The sequence below is a fragment of the Hansschlegelia zhihuaiae genome (genome assembly GCF_004103825.1).
In the GTDB taxonomy this organism is placed as follows: Bacteria; Pseudomonadota; Alphaproteobacteria; order Rhizobiales; family Methylopilaceae; genus Methylopila; species Methylopila zhihuaiae.
Genome location: NZ_RYFI01000009.1, coordinates 33,454 through 48,083, shown reverse-complemented (window position 1 = coordinate 48,083; position 14,630 = coordinate 33,454). Strand labels below are relative to the sequence as shown.

General features: G+C 70.4%; 14 protein-coding genes. 5 read left to right on the top strand and 9 right to left on the bottom strand.

The window, feature by feature from the left end; genetic code table 11:
* The 3 genes from EK403_RS10655 to EK403_RS10645 form a co-directional block, all read left to right on the top strand.
* On the top strand, positions 1–622 hold a 622-nt coding region (locus EK403_RS10655; protein ID WP_245479632.1), incomplete at its 5' end, for an N-formylglutamate amidohydrolase.
* The gene (locus EK403_RS10650) at positions 619–933 is read left to right on the top strand and encodes a DUF1244 domain-containing protein (protein ID WP_128777475.1); all 315 of its coding nucleotides are present in this window, start codon (positions 619–621) and stop codon (positions 931–933) included. The genes EK403_RS10655 and EK403_RS10650, both read left to right, overlap by 4 nt.
* A gap of 120 nt (positions 934–1,053) precedes the next feature.
* Positions 1,054–1,311, top strand: a complete 258-nt coding sequence (locus EK403_RS10645) for a DUF2312 domain-containing protein (RefSeq protein ID WP_128777474.1) — start codon at positions 1,054–1,056, stop codon at positions 1,309–1,311.
* Between the two features lie 76 nt (positions 1,312–1,387).
* On the opposite strand, the gene EK403_RS10640 is transcribed toward EK403_RS10645, so the two are convergent.
* From EK403_RS10640 to EK403_RS10630, 3 genes are all read right to left on the bottom strand, one after another.
* On the bottom strand, positions 1,388–3,331 hold the full coding sequence (locus EK403_RS10640) for a peptidoglycan L,D-endopeptidase MepK (RefSeq protein WP_245479631.1): 1,944 nt from the start codon (positions 3,329–3,331) through the stop codon (positions 1,388–1,390).
* 236 nt (positions 3,332–3,567) lie between these two features.
* The gene (locus EK403_RS10635) at positions 3,568–5,529 is read right to left on the bottom strand and encodes a L,D-transpeptidase family protein (RefSeq protein WP_164919570.1); all 1,962 of its coding nucleotides are present in this window, start codon (positions 5,527–5,529) and stop codon (positions 3,568–3,570) included.
* Positions 5,530–5,608: 79 nt separating this feature from the next.
* Positions 5,609–7,096: a sigma-54-dependent transcriptional regulator gene (locus EK403_RS10630; protein WP_128777472.1), complete on the bottom strand. Its 1,488-nt coding sequence runs from the start codon at positions 7,094–7,096 to the stop codon at positions 5,609–5,611.
* 179 nt (positions 7,097–7,275) lie between these two features.
* Here EK403_RS10630 and EK403_RS10625 point away from each other — a divergent pair, with 179 nt between their 5' ends.
* A complete protein-coding gene (locus EK403_RS10625; RefSeq protein WP_280986645.1) occupies positions 7,276–9,060 on the top strand; it encodes a M3 family oligoendopeptidase in 1,785 nt (594 codons plus the stop codon).
* A 113-nt stretch (positions 9,061–9,173) separates the two neighbouring features.
* Positions 9,174–10,196 (top strand): hypothetical protein, encoded by a 1,023-nt coding sequence (locus EK403_RS10620; protein ID WP_128777470.1) that lies wholly within the window; start codon positions 9,174–9,176, stop codon positions 10,194–10,196.
* A 135-nt stretch (positions 10,197–10,331) separates the two neighbouring features.
* On the opposite strand, the gene EK403_RS10615 is transcribed toward EK403_RS10620, so the two are convergent.
* From EK403_RS10615 to EK403_RS10590, 6 genes are all read right to left on the bottom strand, one after another.
* Positions 10,332–10,814 (bottom strand): F0F1 ATP synthase subunit B family protein, encoded by a 483-nt coding sequence (locus tag EK403_RS10615; protein ID WP_128777469.1) that lies wholly within the window; start codon positions 10,812–10,814, stop codon positions 10,332–10,334.
* Between the two features lie 11 nt (positions 10,815–10,825).
* The gene (locus tag EK403_RS10610) at positions 10,826–11,470 is read right to left on the bottom strand and encodes a F0F1 ATP synthase subunit B family protein (RefSeq protein ID WP_245479630.1); all 645 of its coding nucleotides are present in this window, start codon (positions 11,468–11,470) and stop codon (positions 10,826–10,828) included.
* 67 nt (positions 11,471–11,537) lie between these two features.
* Positions 11,538–11,765 carry a F0F1 ATP synthase subunit C gene (locus EK403_RS10605; RefSeq protein WP_128777468.1) on the bottom strand — a complete coding sequence of 76 codons (228 nt, stop codon included), beginning with the start codon at positions 11,763–11,765 and terminating at the stop codon, positions 11,538–11,540.
* Positions 11,766–11,845: 80 nt separating this feature from the next.
* Positions 11,846–12,592 (bottom strand): F0F1 ATP synthase subunit A, encoded by a 747-nt coding sequence (locus EK403_RS10600; RefSeq protein ID WP_128777586.1) that lies wholly within the window; start codon positions 12,590–12,592, stop codon positions 11,846–11,848.
* Positions 12,593–12,675: 83 nt separating this feature from the next.
* Positions 12,676–13,029 (bottom strand): AtpZ/AtpI family protein, encoded by a 354-nt coding sequence (locus EK403_RS10595; RefSeq protein ID WP_128777467.1) that lies wholly within the window; start codon positions 13,027–13,029, stop codon positions 12,676–12,678.
* Between the two features lie 220 nt (positions 13,030–13,249).
* Positions 13,250–14,630, bottom strand: a 1,381-nt coding sequence (locus EK403_RS10590) for a coiled-coil domain-containing protein (RefSeq protein WP_487327323.1), incomplete at its 5' end; no start/stop codon positions are given.

Here is a 14,630-nt window from a genome sequence, read left to right as displayed (position 1 = left end):
GCTCGCGCGCGCCACCGGCGCGCATGCCGTGCTGTCGACCTATTCGCGCCTGGTGATCGACCCGAATCGCGGCGAGGACGATCCGACGCTGGTGATGCGGCTGTCCGACGGCGCGATCGTCCCCGGCAATGCGCGGCTTGAGCCGGCCGCGGTCCAGGAGCGGATGGCGCGCTACCACCGGCCGTATCACGACGCGGTCACGGCCCGGCTCGACGCGATCGTCGACGCCGGCGAAACCCCCGTCATCCTGTCGATGCACAGCTTCACGCCGCGCTGGAAGGCGTTCGCCCGGCCCTGGCATGTCGGACTGCTGTGGGACCTCGACGACCGGCTGGCCAAGCCCCTGCTCGCCGCGCTCAGGGCCGAGCGCGGCCTCGTGGTCGGGGACAACGAGCCTTATGACGGCTCGCTTCTCGGCGACGCCATGAACCGCCACGGCACCGGCCGCGGCTTTCCCCATGTGCTGGTCGAGATCCGCCAGGACCTCGTCGCCGACGAGGCGGGGCAGGCCGAATGGGCGGAGCGGTTCGCGCGGCTGCTGCCGCCGCTTCTCGACCTGCCCGAGACGGGCCATATCGTGCATTACGGCACGCGGGCGGGAGTGAGGAGCAAGAACCGATGACCGATCTTTCTGGCGTCGACGAGAAGACGAGGACGGAGCTCGAGGCGGAGGTGTTCCGCCGGCTCGTGCAGCACTTAAGGGACCGGCCCGAGGTCCAGAACATCGACCTCATGAACCTCGCGGGCTTCTGCCGGAACTGCCTGTCGAACTGGCTGAAGGACGCGGCCGACGCGCGCGGCCTCGGCGTCTCCAAGGACCAGTCGCGCGAGGCCGTCTATGGCATGCCCTACGAGGACTGGAAGGCGCGCCACCAGAGCGAGGCGACGCCCGAGCAGAAGGCGGCGTTCGCGAAGGGCGGCGGCCGCCATTGACGCGCCGCCTTTCCCTCCCCTTGCAAGGGGAGGGAGAACGGCGCAGCCCGCGCGCGCCCGCTTGACCGACTCGGCTCCGTCTGCGAACAGGCGCGCTCGAATTCGAAGGAGCGCGAAGCCATGAACACGGTCAATCCGGACGAGGTCGCCAAGGACCAGCTGACCGCCTTCGTCGAGCGCATCGAGCGGCTCGAGGAGGAAAAGAAGGGCATCGCGGACGACATCAAGGAAGTCTACGCCGAGGCCAAGGGCAACGGCTTCGACGTCAAGGTGCTGCGCAAGGTCATCTCGGTGCGCAAGCAGGACGCGTCGGAGCGCGCCGAGCAGGAGGCGATCCTCGACCTCTACCTCGCGGCGCTCGGGATGAAGACCGACTGATCGTCCCAAAGGATCGTTCAACGAAAAAGCCCCGGACCGAGGTCCGGGGCTTTTTCGTCTGAAAGGCGGGGCGAGCTCAGCCGTGAGTGCGGCCGCCCTTCGCCGTCGCGAAGGAGTTCGCCGGCAGGAAGGACTGGGTCCTCAGCAGCATCACCGAGGAGCCCGAGAACTTGTCGCAGCGCACGCCGTTCATCGGATCGGCCGTAAAGCCGCCGATCAGCGCTGCGCTCGGCGAGAGCGTCAGAGCCGCGGTCTGGAACGGGAGGACCATCTCGGTCGAGTAGCTGATCGACTCGCCGTTCATGAAGGCGAGATAGCCGGCCTCGTCGAGCGGCGTCGACGTCATGGCCTCTGCGGCCAGCGTTCCGCGGCGGCGGAGCGAAGCGGTGGCGGCCGCGTAGACGGCGGCGGGCGTCGCATAGGGCGACAGCACGCGGACGTTCGGGTCGGTCGGCAGGGTCGCGGTCACGCGGGTCTGCGGGGCGACCGCGGCGCGCGTGTTGACGCGGGCCTCAGCCGGGAGGTCGGCCGTCTGCGACGCGTAGGCGAGCGTCATCTCGGGCGTCTCGCCGCGCTTCTTGCCGAGGAAGGCGTCAGGCAGGCGAGGGAAGGTCGAGGCCTCGGCCTGATAGGCGGCCGCGGCGTTCGGGTCGATCTCGCGCGGCCGCTGCTCGGACGAGGCGGCCGGCGTCGGCAGCGCGGCCAGGACCGCGATGGCGCTGTCCTGGGTCGGGCGCGGCTTGGGGGTCGGGATCGCGGAGGCGAGCGCGAGGCCCGGCTCCGTCGCGCCGACCGGCTGGCCCTGGAGCGGCTGGGCGCCGGCGCGCCAAGCCATGTTGGGACCGGCGTCGGCGGAGGCGACCGCATAGCCGTCGGCGGGCGCGGACGGCGGCAGCGGCACCGGCTTGGCCGCCACCACGGTCGGGGCCACGGGCGGGAGCGGCACCGCCGCGGAGGCCATCGCGACCTGCGCGGCGCGGGCGGGGGCGATCGGCGGCATCGGAACGGCGGCCGCCACCACGGTCTCGGCCTGCTGGGCCGCCGGCGCCGAAGGCCGGACCATGTCGGCCGGCCGCGACGGCGGCATGGGGGCTATGCGGACAGTGGCCACCCGGGTGGGAGCGGCAGCCACGGACGCGGTGGTCGCGCCCTCCTCGTCGTCGGACGACGACGTCGCGGCGCCGCGGGCCGGAGCGGCCGCGACCTGCGTCTCGGCCTCGTCGTCGCTCTGGTCGGCGCCGCCGCCGAACAGGCGGGCGAAGAAGCTCTTGCCGGAGGACGACGAGCCGGAGCCGGAATAGGCGGCGTCGAGCGAGACCTCGCCGCGCGACTTCAACTCGGCGGCCGCGAGCTCATAGCCCGGCATGTGGCCGCCTTCGGCCGGCTGGTGGACAGTCTTGCCGCCCGGGAACAGGCGGGCGAGCTGCGAGCGGCTCATGCGCGGCCAGGCGCGGATGTTGCCGGCGTCGAGATGGACGAAGGGGCGGCCCGAGGTCGGGTAGAAGCCGACGCCGCCGCGCTGCAGGCGGATGCCGGCCTCGCGCACCGAGGAGACCGGAACGCCGGTGATGTAGAAGTCCATCGCCCGGCCGAGCATGTGCTGGCTGAATTTGGCGACGCCGCGCGAGCGGGCCCGCAGCATGGCGTTGGTCTCGGGAGAGCGGTAGGCGGAGACGATGTTGACCGTGCCGCCGCGGCCGACCTGACGGTGGACCTCCCAGACGATGTCGAACAGCCGCGGCTCCATCCGCGTCGACTTGTTGTTGCGCCAGTCGCGCAGAAAGTTGGAGAGCTGGCGCAGACCTTCGGAGTCGTAGCGGCCGTTGCGCTTGAACGTGACCGTGATCTGGTCGCCGCGATGCGTGTGGTAGAGCGTCAGGCTGCGGGTGTCGCCATTGGCCTGGGCGTTCTGTGTGGTCTCGGAAGCGGCGACCAGCGTCACGCCGCCGAGAAGCACGACGCTCGCGCTGCGCTTCAGATGGCGCGTCAGCGAGCGACGTGAGGAAGGGGTGTCAAACAATGGTCCGTCCTGACCCTATGAGACCACGCACGGCGGCCGGACTTGCGCGGCGCCGCAATTGATCAACAAAGTTTCAGCGGGAGTGGTTAACGCGCGGTGACTTACCCGCGAGAAATCGACCCCCGATCCCCCGATGTGTGTTTTCGTAGCTGCGGCCTTTGTCAAAAGCTAGAGCGAAATCGCCACTACGCTCGAAAAATGAAGTGGCGTTCTCTTTTTAGACATAATTGCGACGGCTACGGCCGGCCCTGCCGCGAATCGCCGAAGATGCGCGCGAGCCATGCCGCGGGCCCCGAGGGCTGCTGCTGCGGCGCCGCCGCCGGGACGGCCGAAGCGGCCATCGCGGGCGCAGTGGAGGCGGGTTTCGGCTTCGCCTTGGCGACCCGCGGGGCTGGCGGCGGCGCCTCCGGCAGCGGCGGCAGCGGCTCGCCCCGCATCGCCGCGCGCTGGCGGGCGTCGAGCGTGTAGAGGTCGGCGCGGGTCTCGATCTTGCCGTCGGCGCCGACCCAGGCCGTAAAATAGGTGAGGTGGACGGGGATCGCTTGGCCGAGATTGAGCCGCCGCTCCTTGCCCCCGACCATCGACTGGAGCTTCGCGCCGCTCAATCCCTGATCGCCCGACAGCGCGTCCGCGAATTCGAGCGGCCGGTCGACGCGCACGCAGCCATGGCTCAGCGCCCGCGCGTCGCGCTCGAACAGCTTCCGGGTCGGCGTGTCGTGCAGATAGACCGAGTGGCTGTTCGGGAACATGAACTTGATGTGGCCGAGCGCGTTCTTCTCGCCCGGCGGCTGACGGATGCGGACGCGGTTCGCCCTGATGTCGTCCCAGCTGAAGTCCGTCACCTTGCGGCCGCGGCTGTCCACCACCTCGAAGCCGCGCAGCGACCCGCCGCGCATCTCGTTGAGCGCGATCGAGGACGGCACGTTCCAGTAGGGGTTGACCACGATGTGGTCGATCGCGTTCGAGAAGATCGGCGTCTGGTTGGTGGACTTGCCCACGATCACGCGCGTCTCGTAGACCGCCGCGCCGTCCTGCATGATGTGCAGCTTGAAGGCCGGCACGTCGACGAAGACGTGCTTCGCCCCGAGGTCGCGCGGCATCCAGCGCCAGCGCTCCATGTTGATCTCGATCAGCTCGGCGTCGTCGCGGGGGCTCCGCGGCGCGCCGGCGTTCAGCGCCCGGACCGTCTGCTTGTTGACGAGGCCGGAGGTTCCGATCTTGGCCTTCTTCTGGAAGGCGACGACGGCCTCCTCGAGCGCGGCGTCGTAATAGAAGTCGTCGGCGTCGCCCTTGACGCCGAGCCGGGCGCGCAGCGCCGGCACGCGCGGGTCCTCGTCGCCCGGCTGGAGCAGCTTGCCGAAGCCGATCTTGGGCGTCTCAGGCTCGGTCGGGCGGTTCACCCGCGCAGCCGCAAGCAGCTTCCGGAGTTCCTGGAACTGCCGATGCTGCGGGTTGAAGCCGTCGAGGGTCGCGGCGACGTCGCCCGACGTGTCGAGGCTCGCGAGCGCTGCGGCGGCGTCGAACGGGCTCGGCGCCGCGGTGATCGAGGGGCTGATGAAGCCGGGGGAGAATCGACCGCCCCAGGCCTTGCGGGCGTAGGCCAGCGAGGCGGCGGACATCTGCGCCTCCGCGCGGGCGAGCTCGGCCGGGGCGTCGCTGCGGATGGCGCCCGGCAGGCGGAAGTCGCGCGGGTCGAGCGCGTCGCCGTCGGCGGCGGCGATCCGGGCCTTGGCGGCGTCGGCCTTGGGCGACAGCCGCCCATCCGCGATCCAGACCGGCGCGCCGTGGCGGGCCGCATAGAAGGCCTTCAGCGCCTCGCGGTCAGCCGCGGGCATCTTCAGTCCGGCGGGGCCGGCGTCGTTGAGCAGCGCGACGATGGCGGCGGGCAGCGGCTCGAGCGCGATGACGCTCGGGGAGGGCGGCGTCGAGGGCTGCAGCGCGTCCTGCGGGTTCGGAGCGGGATCGGCGGGGGCGGCCTCGATCGCGCCCGTCGAGAAGTCACGCTCGCCGACGGCGGGAGGAACGATCTCCTGCGGCGGCACGGCGACCTGGGCGGGCTCGGGCGTGCGCGCCTGCGCGCTCTCGGCGCGCGTATGACCGGCGAGCAGAGCGCCGAACGCCACGCTGGCGAGCAGAATGGTCACGGGACGCGACAGGACGGCCCGCCTGAGCGAGGGCGCTTCGGCTTTGGTCGGCATCGGCTTCATCCTTCGACGTCCCCGCGACGATGTGGTCGACGGGGCATTTATTCAACAATGCCGGCAGACACGTTTGCGTTCAGGCGACCGCTTGGCCGCCGTCCGTGTCTGGTCCGCCACATTCCTGGTCGAGGCCAAGGTCCTTCAGCCGGCGATAGAGCGTCGAGCGGCCGATCCCGAGGCGGCGCGCGACCTCTGTCATCTGCCCGTCCAGATGGCGTATGGCGTATCGGATAGCGTCGCGCTCGAGTTCGTCGAGCGGCCTCAGGCGGCCGTCGGACGCGAACAGCGGCAGAGCCGGCGCGTCGAGCTTGGTCTCGAGCTCGGGCTCCTCGAGATCTCGGACGAAGGAGCGGGTCTCCTCCTCGACAGCGTCCGTCTCCCCGCCCGTCAGCGCCGCGATCTGCGGGAAGTCGGCGGATCTGAGCTCCGGGCCGTCCGACAGGACGACGGCGCGGAACACGGCGTTCTCGAGCTCGCGGACATTGCCTGGCCAGTCGTAGCGCTCGAGCAGCGCAAGCGCGGCGGCGGTCACGCCGGTCACGGCGCGGCTCTCCTCGGCCGCGAACCTTGCGACGAAGCGGCGCGTCAGGTCTTCAAGATCGGCGCGGCGGGCGCGGAGCGGGGGGATCGTGATGGGGAAGACGCTGAGCCGGTAGTAGAGGTCCTCGCGGAACGCGCCTTCCCGCACCCGGCGGAACAGCTCGCGGTTGGTGGCCGAGATGACGCGGGCGTCGACCTTGACCGGACGCTTGGCGCCCACGGGATCGACCTCGCCTTCCTGGACCGCGCGCAGCAGCTTGACCTGCGCGTCGCCGGGCAGTTCTCCGATCTCGTCGAGGAACAGCGTGCCGCCGTCCGCCTCCACGAACTTGCCGACATGCCGGTCGGTCGCGCCCGTGAAGGCGCCCTTCTCGTGGCCGAACAGGATCGATTCGACGAGGTTGGGGGGCAACGCACCGCAGTTCACGGCGACGAAGGGCTTTCCGCGGCGTTCGCCCGAACCCGCGATCGCGCGGGCGAGCAGTTCCTTGCCGACGCCCGATTCGCCCTCGATCAGCACCGGGATGTTGGAGGCCGCGGCCCTCTCGCCGAGCCTCAGCGCCTCGGCCATCTCCGGCGCGCGGGTCGGCAGGTCGCGGAACGTCAGCGTGCCGGCGGCGCGGCGGCCGATACGGCGGATCTCGCCCTGCAGGGCGTCGGTCCGGAGCGCGTTGCGGATCGAGACCTGCAGCCGTTCCGGTCCGACCGGCTTGACCACGAAGTCGGCCGCGCCGGCGCGCATCGCCGAGACCACCGCCTCGATCGAGCCGTTGGCGGTCTGGACGATGACCGGCGTCGCGATGTTGAGCTCGCGCATCCGCGCCAGCACCCCGAGGCCGTCGAGACCGGGCATTGCTAGGTCGAGGAAGACGAGGTCATAGGCCGCGCCGCGCGCGGTCAGCGCCTCGATCGCGTCCACGCCGTCCTCGGCGGTGCGCGCGTCGTAGCCGAGCCGGCGGAGCTGGGATTCGAGAAGGCGCCGCTGGACCGGATCGTCGTCGACGATAAGGACAACGGCGCTCATGAGACGCTTTCGGAAGCCCGGCCGGGACGGCTGCTGGATCCCGGGCAGCATCCCCGCTCAGGGTAAACGCGCGCTTAAGCCGCTCCGGCTCTTGCGTCGCCGCTCCGCGGCCGGCGTTGAAAGCATGAGATCACGTTGCGATATCTGGCGCTCACTCCAAAATATCCGAGGATTTCGCATTGTCGACCGCAGCCGCGCTTGGGCCTCTCCCAGAATGGAACCTCAGCCATCTCTACGCCGGCATGGACGCGCCGGAGGTCGCCGCGGACCTCGCGAAGAGCCTCGAACAGGCGAAGAGCTTCGAGTCCACTTATAAGGGCCGGCTTGCGGAGCTGACGGCCGCGGGACGGCTCGCCGAGGCCGTGCTCGCCTATGAGGCGCTCGACGACCTGACGGGCCGCATCGGCTCCTATGCGGGCCTCGTCTATTCCGAGGACACTTCCGATCCGAAGCGCCAGAAATTCTACGGCGACCTGCAGGAGAAGCTGACCGACGTCTGGTCGCACCTCCTGTTCTTCACGCTGGAGCTCAACAGGCTCGACGACGCGGCGCTCGACGAGGCGCTGAAGGACGAGGCGCTCGCGCGTTACAAACCGTTCCTCGACGACGTCCGCAAGGAGCGTCCGCACCAGCTCGAAGACCGCGTCGAGCAGCTGTTCCACGAGAAGTCGGTGACCGGCGGGGGCGCCTGGCGGCGGCTGTTCGACGAGACCGTGGCGTCGATGCGCTTCGACGTCGGCGGCGAGGAGCTGACGCTCGAGCCCGCGCTCAACCTGCTGCAGGATGGGGACGGAAAAGTCCGCGAGCGCGCGGCGCACGCGCTTGCCCGGACCTTCAAGGCGAACGCCCGCGTCATGACGCTCGTCACCAACGTGCTCGCCAAGGACAAGGAGATCTCCGACCGCTGGCGGAAGTTCGAGGACGTCGCGGACGCTCGGCATCTCGCGAATCGCGTCGAGCGCGAGGTGGTCGAGGCGCTGGTGCAGGCGGTCCGGGCCGCCTATCCGCGGCTGTCGCACCGCTATTACAAGCTCAAGGCCAAGTGGTTCGGCATGGAGCGGCTGAACCACTGGGACCGCAACGCCCCGCTGCCGAGCGTGCCGACCCGCCAGATCCCCTGGGGCGAGGCGAGGGACACGGTGCTTGGCGCCTATGGGGGCTTCGCGCCGGAAATGGCCGACATCGCGCGACGCTTCTTCGACGAGCGCTGGATCGACGCCCCGGCGCGGGCCGGCAAGGCGCCGGGCGCCTTCGCGCACCCGACCGTGCCCTCCGCCCACCCTTACGTGCTGCTGAACTATCTGGGCCGGCCGCGCGACGTGATGACGCTCGCCCATGAGCTCGGCCACGGCGTGCATCAGGTGCTCGCCGGCCACAACGGCGCGCTGATGGCGCCGACGCCGCTGACGCTTGCCGAGACCGCCTCGGTGTTCGGCGAGATGCTGACCTTCCGGGCGATGCTCGCCAAGACCCATGACCCCGCGCAGCGCAAGGCGATGCTCGCGGGCAAGGTCGAGGACATGCTGAACACGGTGGTCCGCCAGATCGCGTTCTACAGTTTCGAGCGAAAGGTCCATCTCGAGCGCAAGATGGGCGAGTTGCCGACCGAGCGCGTCAACGCGCTCTGGATGGAGGTGCAGTCGGAGAGCCTCGGCCCGGCGATCCGTCTCGGCGAAGGCTACGAGACGTTCTGGACCTATATCGGCCACTTCACGCATTCGCCGTTCTACGTCTACGCCTACGCGTTCGGAGACTGCCTCGTGAACTCGCTCTATGCGGTCTACGAGAACGCCGCGGATGGCTTCGCCGAGCGCTACTTCGCGCTGCTTTCCGCCGGCGGCACCAAGCACCATTCGGAGCTGCTCGCGCCCTTCGGCCTCGACGCCGCGGACCCGGCCTTCTGGAACACCGGGCTCGGCCTGATCGAACGGATGATCGACGAATTGGAGGCCATGGAGGCATAAGAGCCGCAGTCCCGGCCGGCTTTCGCGCTTGACTGAGGCCTTTCCGCAATTCAGCCTGATTCGTCGCCAATGAGTTAACGGTCTGGGGCCGAGGACTTTTTAGGACTGCCGCCATGTCCGTCTTTCATCGGGGAACGCTGGCCGCGGGAGCGGCGGCGTCGCTGCTCACCGCCGTAAGCGCGCTTGCGCTCGAAGCCGGCGCGACAGCCGTTCCGCTGCCGCAGGCGCGCGACGCAGTCGTCGCCGTGCTCGAGGACAATCAGCAGGCCGTCGCCCTGGTGTCGGGCGGCGTCGCCGCTAAGGCCGCAGGCGATCCGACCTGCCCCAAGGTGACGGTCGCGCCGGCCGGCGACACGCGCCGCTCCGACGGCGCCCAGGCGACGCTCGACGGGCTCGCGCGCGACTGCGCCAATCTCGGCGCCGAGACGATCTGCAAGATCGCGCTGGTGGGCGAGGGCGCGCGGGGCAGGAAGAAGGGCCCGGCTGCGATCGACGCGCCGATGACCATCCAGGTGAAGGACGCCGAGGGCCGCGAGGTCGAGACCCGGCGCGTCAATCTCAAGGTCGAGATGCCCGAAGGCGTGCAGAAGGTGGCGTTCCGCCATGTCGAGGAAGGCGTGTCGCTGCCGCCGCCGACGGCCGCGGGCTACGCCGACTGGACGATCGTGGTCGGCTTCGAGCCGCCAAGCCCGGCCGAAATCGCGGCCGCCGAGCAGGAGGAGGCCGAGGCGCGCGCAGCCGAGGCCTCCGAAGCTCCCGCAATCAAGCGCCCGGCGAAGTCGCGCAAGTCCCGCTCGGCGCGCTCGCGGGCGGTGAGCCAGGCGCGCAGCGCCGCGGCTCGTCGCGCCCCGCAGTCGGAGGCGGGTCCGCCGCCGGTCGTGGTGACCGCGAGGCCGCCGGCCCAGCCGCCGGCCGTGACGACCACGACGATCGGTTCGGGCTCCGCCATGGCCCGCGCCGCGCAGTCCTTCACAGAGCGCCGCGACCGCGCGCTCGCCGACCAGCGGGCGCGTGAGGCCCAGGCTCAGGCCGCGCGTCGGCGCCCGGTCGCGCCCCCGCAGCAGGCGGCGCGTCCGCCGCAGCCTCAGGCGGCCGCCGCGCAGCGCTCCGCGATCCAGACCGCCCAGACGAACTGAGCGTTCACTAGGCGAGTCGGCAAACCTCGGCACGTCATTTCCGGACAAGCCGGGATGACTGTTTTGCTTCCGGGAAAAGAAAAAAGGCCGCCTCTCGGGGCGGCCTTCGGGTTCGTGGCAGTGGACCGCCGAGCTTCAGTTCAGCTTGGCGCGAACCTCGGACAGGCCCTTGGCGAACAGCTGGTCGCCGAGCTCGGCCTTGGCCTGCGCGCCGAGAACCCGTTCGGCGGCGGCCACGGCCGCATCGGCGGCCGCGGAGCGCACCTCGGCGACGGCCTGGGACTCGGCGAGCGCGATCTTCTGCTCGGCCGCCCTGGTGCGGCGGGCGACGAAGTCCTCGGCCTTAGCCTTGGCGTCCTCGGCGTAGGCCGCCGCGTCCTTCTTGGCGTTCGCGACGATCTGCTCGGCCTCGCGCGTCGCCTCCTCGCGCTTGCGCTTGTAGTCGGCGAGCACGGCCTGCGCCTCCTCGCGAAGCGCGCGGGCCTCGTCGAGCTCGGCCTTGATCTTGGCCGAGCGGCTGTCGAGGCCAGCCAGGATCTTCGTCGGCGCGCCCACATAGAACACGATGCCGAAGAAGATCACGAAGGCGACCAGCACCCAGAATTCAGCGCTTCCCATCGGTCCCTCCGTCAGGCCGCGAGCGAGGCGTCGACCGCCTTCTCGACGTCGTTGGCCGCGGGCTGCTTGCCGCTCAGCCGCTCCACGATGGCGGACGCCGCGTCGACCGCGATGCCGCGCACATTGCCGAGCGCCTGCAGCTTGGTCTCGGCGATCAGCTGCTCCGAGGACTCAAGCTTGGCGTTCAGCTCGTCCTCAAGCTTCAGTCGATGAGCTTCGGCCTCCTTCGAGACCTTCTCGTGCATCTCGCCGGCGATGCGGTGGCCCTCGGCGCGGGCGTCGGCCAGCGTCTTCTCATAGGCCGCGATCGCCTCGTCGGTCTCGGTCTTGAGACGGTTCGCCTCGGCGAGGTCGTTCTCGATGCGCTCGGCGCGGCCTTCGAGGATGTTCTGGACGCGCGGCAGCGCGACCTTGGACATCAGCCAGAGCAGCAGCCCGAAGAAGATCGCGAGCCAGAACAGCTGGCCAGCGAAGGTCGCGCTGTTGAAGGGCGGGAACGGCTCCTTGTGGCCGCCGGCGCCGCCATGCGCTTCCGTGGCGGCGTGCGTCTCGGCCGGCGCGCCCGTCTCGGCCGCGGCCAGCACGACGAGGCCGTCCGACCCGCCGTCGCGCGGCATGATCGCATAGAGGCCGGACGGTCCGATCTTCTCGAACATCACGCTCTCCAAAAGCTCGCGCGACGCCGCTCAGGGCGTCGCGCAAACGTCATCGACCGGTGAGGGATCAGACGGCGAAGAGCAGCAGCAGCGCGATCAGCAGCGCGAAGATGCCGAGCGCCTCGGTCACCGCGAAGCCGAAGATCAGGCGCGCGAACTGGCCGTCGGCGGCCGACGGGTTGCGCAGGGCGCCCTGCAGGAACTGGCCGAACAGGTTGCCGACGCCGATGCCGGCGGCCCCGGTTCCGATCGCCGCGATGCCGGCGCCGATCAGCTTGGCTGCATCCGCTTCCATGGTGTTTTCCTTCCGAGATCAGATCGTTGAACAGGCAGGGTCGGTTCGCGGCCGAAGCCGTCGAGGCTTGTCGTCGCGCGTCAGTGTCCAGGGTGCAGCGCGTCGTTGATGTAGATGCAGGTCAGGATCGTGAACACGTAGGCCTGCAGGAACGCCACCAGGAACTCGAGCGCCGTGATCGCGACCGCGAGCGCGAGCGGGATGATCCCGATCAGCAGCCCGAGCGCGCCGAGGCCGGCGGAGAGCATGGTGACGAAGCCAGCCAGCACCTTCAGCGTGATGTGGCCGGCGAGCATGTTGGCGAAGAGACGAACCGAATGGCTGATCGGGCGCGAGAGGAACGAGATGACCTCGATCGCGACCACCAGCGGCAGAATGAAGATCGGGATGCCGTGCGGCACGAACAGGCGGAGGAAGCCGACGCCATGCTTGGCGAAGCCGACGACGAGCACCGTGACAAACACCGAGAGCGCCAGCGCCGCGGTGACGATCAGGTGGCTCGACACCGTGAAGGTGTAGGGGATCATCCCGATCAGGTTGGAGACCAGGATGAACATGAAGAGCGAGAACACGAAGGGGAAGAACTTCATCCCCTCCTTGCCAGCTGAATCCTGGACGGTCTTCGCCACGAACTCGTAGGAGAGCTCGGCGAGCGACTGGAAACGGCCCGGCACGAGCGTGCGGGCCGAGGTCGCGAGCATCAGGAAGCCTGTGATGACCGCGACGGTCAGGCCCATATAGAAGGCCGAATTGGTGAAGGCGATCGGCCCGTCGCCGATCAGGGGGACGATCTGGAACTGGTGGATCGGGTCGTTCGCGGCGGCCATCGTCCAGTGTGCCCTCATGCGGCGCGGCCATTCCGGCGCGCCAATGTCCTCGGTCGCAAGGCCCGGCGAGCCCGGCCCTCCCGTCAGTCTCCGGGCTTCTTCATGAGCCCGGCGGACCGCATCACGTTCAGGACGCCCGCCGCGAAGCCGAGCATCAGAAACACCATCATGCCCCAGGGGCTCGATCCGGCGAGGCGGTCGATCCCCCAGCCGACGATCCCGCCCACGATGATGGCGGCGACGAACTCCGACCCCACTCTCATCGCGAGCGAAAGGCCGGAGGCGTCGGAGCGCGGGTTCCGCGTTCCGGCGTCTTCGGCCGTCTTGAGGTCCGAGCGCCGTTTGAGCTCCCGGTCGAGCCGCTCGCGCCGCCCGGACAGGTCGCCCTCGGTCTCCGGCTGGGTCGGATCGGGTTTTCCGTCAGAGCTCTGCGTCATTTGCGCCAGCCTCGCCGGACCCCGGCAGCGGCCGACCACCCCCGAAAACCGCGCGCACCCTAGTTTTTGAGCCTGCAGGTGTCAAGGTTCCGCCGCAAAGGCGTAAGCCGTTAAGATATCGAGAGAAAATGCGACATGCGAGGCCCGCGACGCGATGTCTCTCACGGAGTTGGACGAAAGCGGCAGGCCGCTGCGACGCTTGGCGGGCGGCCGGCCGGCATCAGACCGCTTCCGCCAGCCGCTCGGCCGTCTGGAGGTCGACCGAGACGAGCTGGCTCACGCCGCGCTCCGACATGGTGACGCCGAGCAGGCGGTCCATATGCGCCATGGTGATCGGGTTGTGGGTCACGGTGAGGAAGCGCGTCGTCGTCCGGGACGACATGTCGGAGAGCAGCGCGCAGAAGCGCTCGACATTGGCGTCGTCGAGCGGCGCGTCGACCTCGTCCAGCACGCAGACCGGCGCGGGATTGGTCAGGAACACGCCGAAAACCAGCGCGAGCGCCGTCAGCGCCTGCTCGCCGCCGGACAGGAGAGAGAGCGTCTGGGGCTTCTTGCCCGGCGGCCGGGCGATCACCTCGAGGCCGGCTTCGAGCGGGTCGTCCGATTCGACCAGCTCGAGCCGCGCCTCGCCGCCCTCGAACAGCGTCTCGAACAGTTTTCGGAAATTGGCGTCGACCCGCTCGAAAGCCGCCAGCAGCCGGCCTCGGCCCTCCTGGTTCAGCGAGCGGACGGCGGCGCGGAGCTTGGCGATGGCCTCGGTCAGGTCGTCGCGCTCGGCGAGCAGCGCGGCGCCGGAGGCTTCGGCCTCGGCGAGATCCTGCTCGGCGCGCAGGTTCACGGGGCCGAGACGCTCCCGCGCGGCGAGCGCGCGGGCGAGGCGCGCCTCGACCTCCTCCGCCGGCGAGCGCGGCACGCCCGACAGCGCGACCGCGAGCTCGTGGGGCGTGAGGCCGCGGGCCTCCATGATCCGGGCGGCGCTGGCCGCGATCTTCTCGCGGGCGCTTTCGAGGCGGGCCCCAGCTCGCGCCGCCTCCTCGCGCGCTTGCGAGAGCCTGTGGAGAGCGGCGCGCGCCGCCTGGTCGGCCTCGCGGTGGGCGGTCTCTGCGGCGGCGAGCGCGTCGGCGGCGGAGCGGGCGCGCGCCTCGGCCGTCGACAGCGTCACCCGTAGCGCCGAACGCTCCTCGGCGATCTGGTCCGGCCGCGGCTCGAGCGCGACGCGCTCCTCCTCGACCTCTCCGCGCCGGGCCGACAGGTCGGCGATGCGGGTCGCGGCGCCGTCGCGTCGGCTGGTCCAGGCTTCGCGTTCGGCTTTGATTTCCGCGGCGCGCTGCTGGACGCGCCGGCGCTCCGCCGCGATCGCCTCGACTTCCGCGCGGCGTTCGGCCGCCTCGCGGCGGGCGGCCGCGACCGTCTCCTTCAGGGCGGCGAGGCCGTCGTCGGCGTCGGCCGAGGGCAGGGCGTCGAGCCGTGCGATCGAAGCGGCAAGCGCGGCTTCGGCCTCCGCGATCTGGACGCCGACACGGGTGCGCGCCTCCTCGGCGGCGGACATCCGGGCCGCGACGGCGGACGCCGCGCGCTCCGCCGCGGAATGGGCGTCGCGC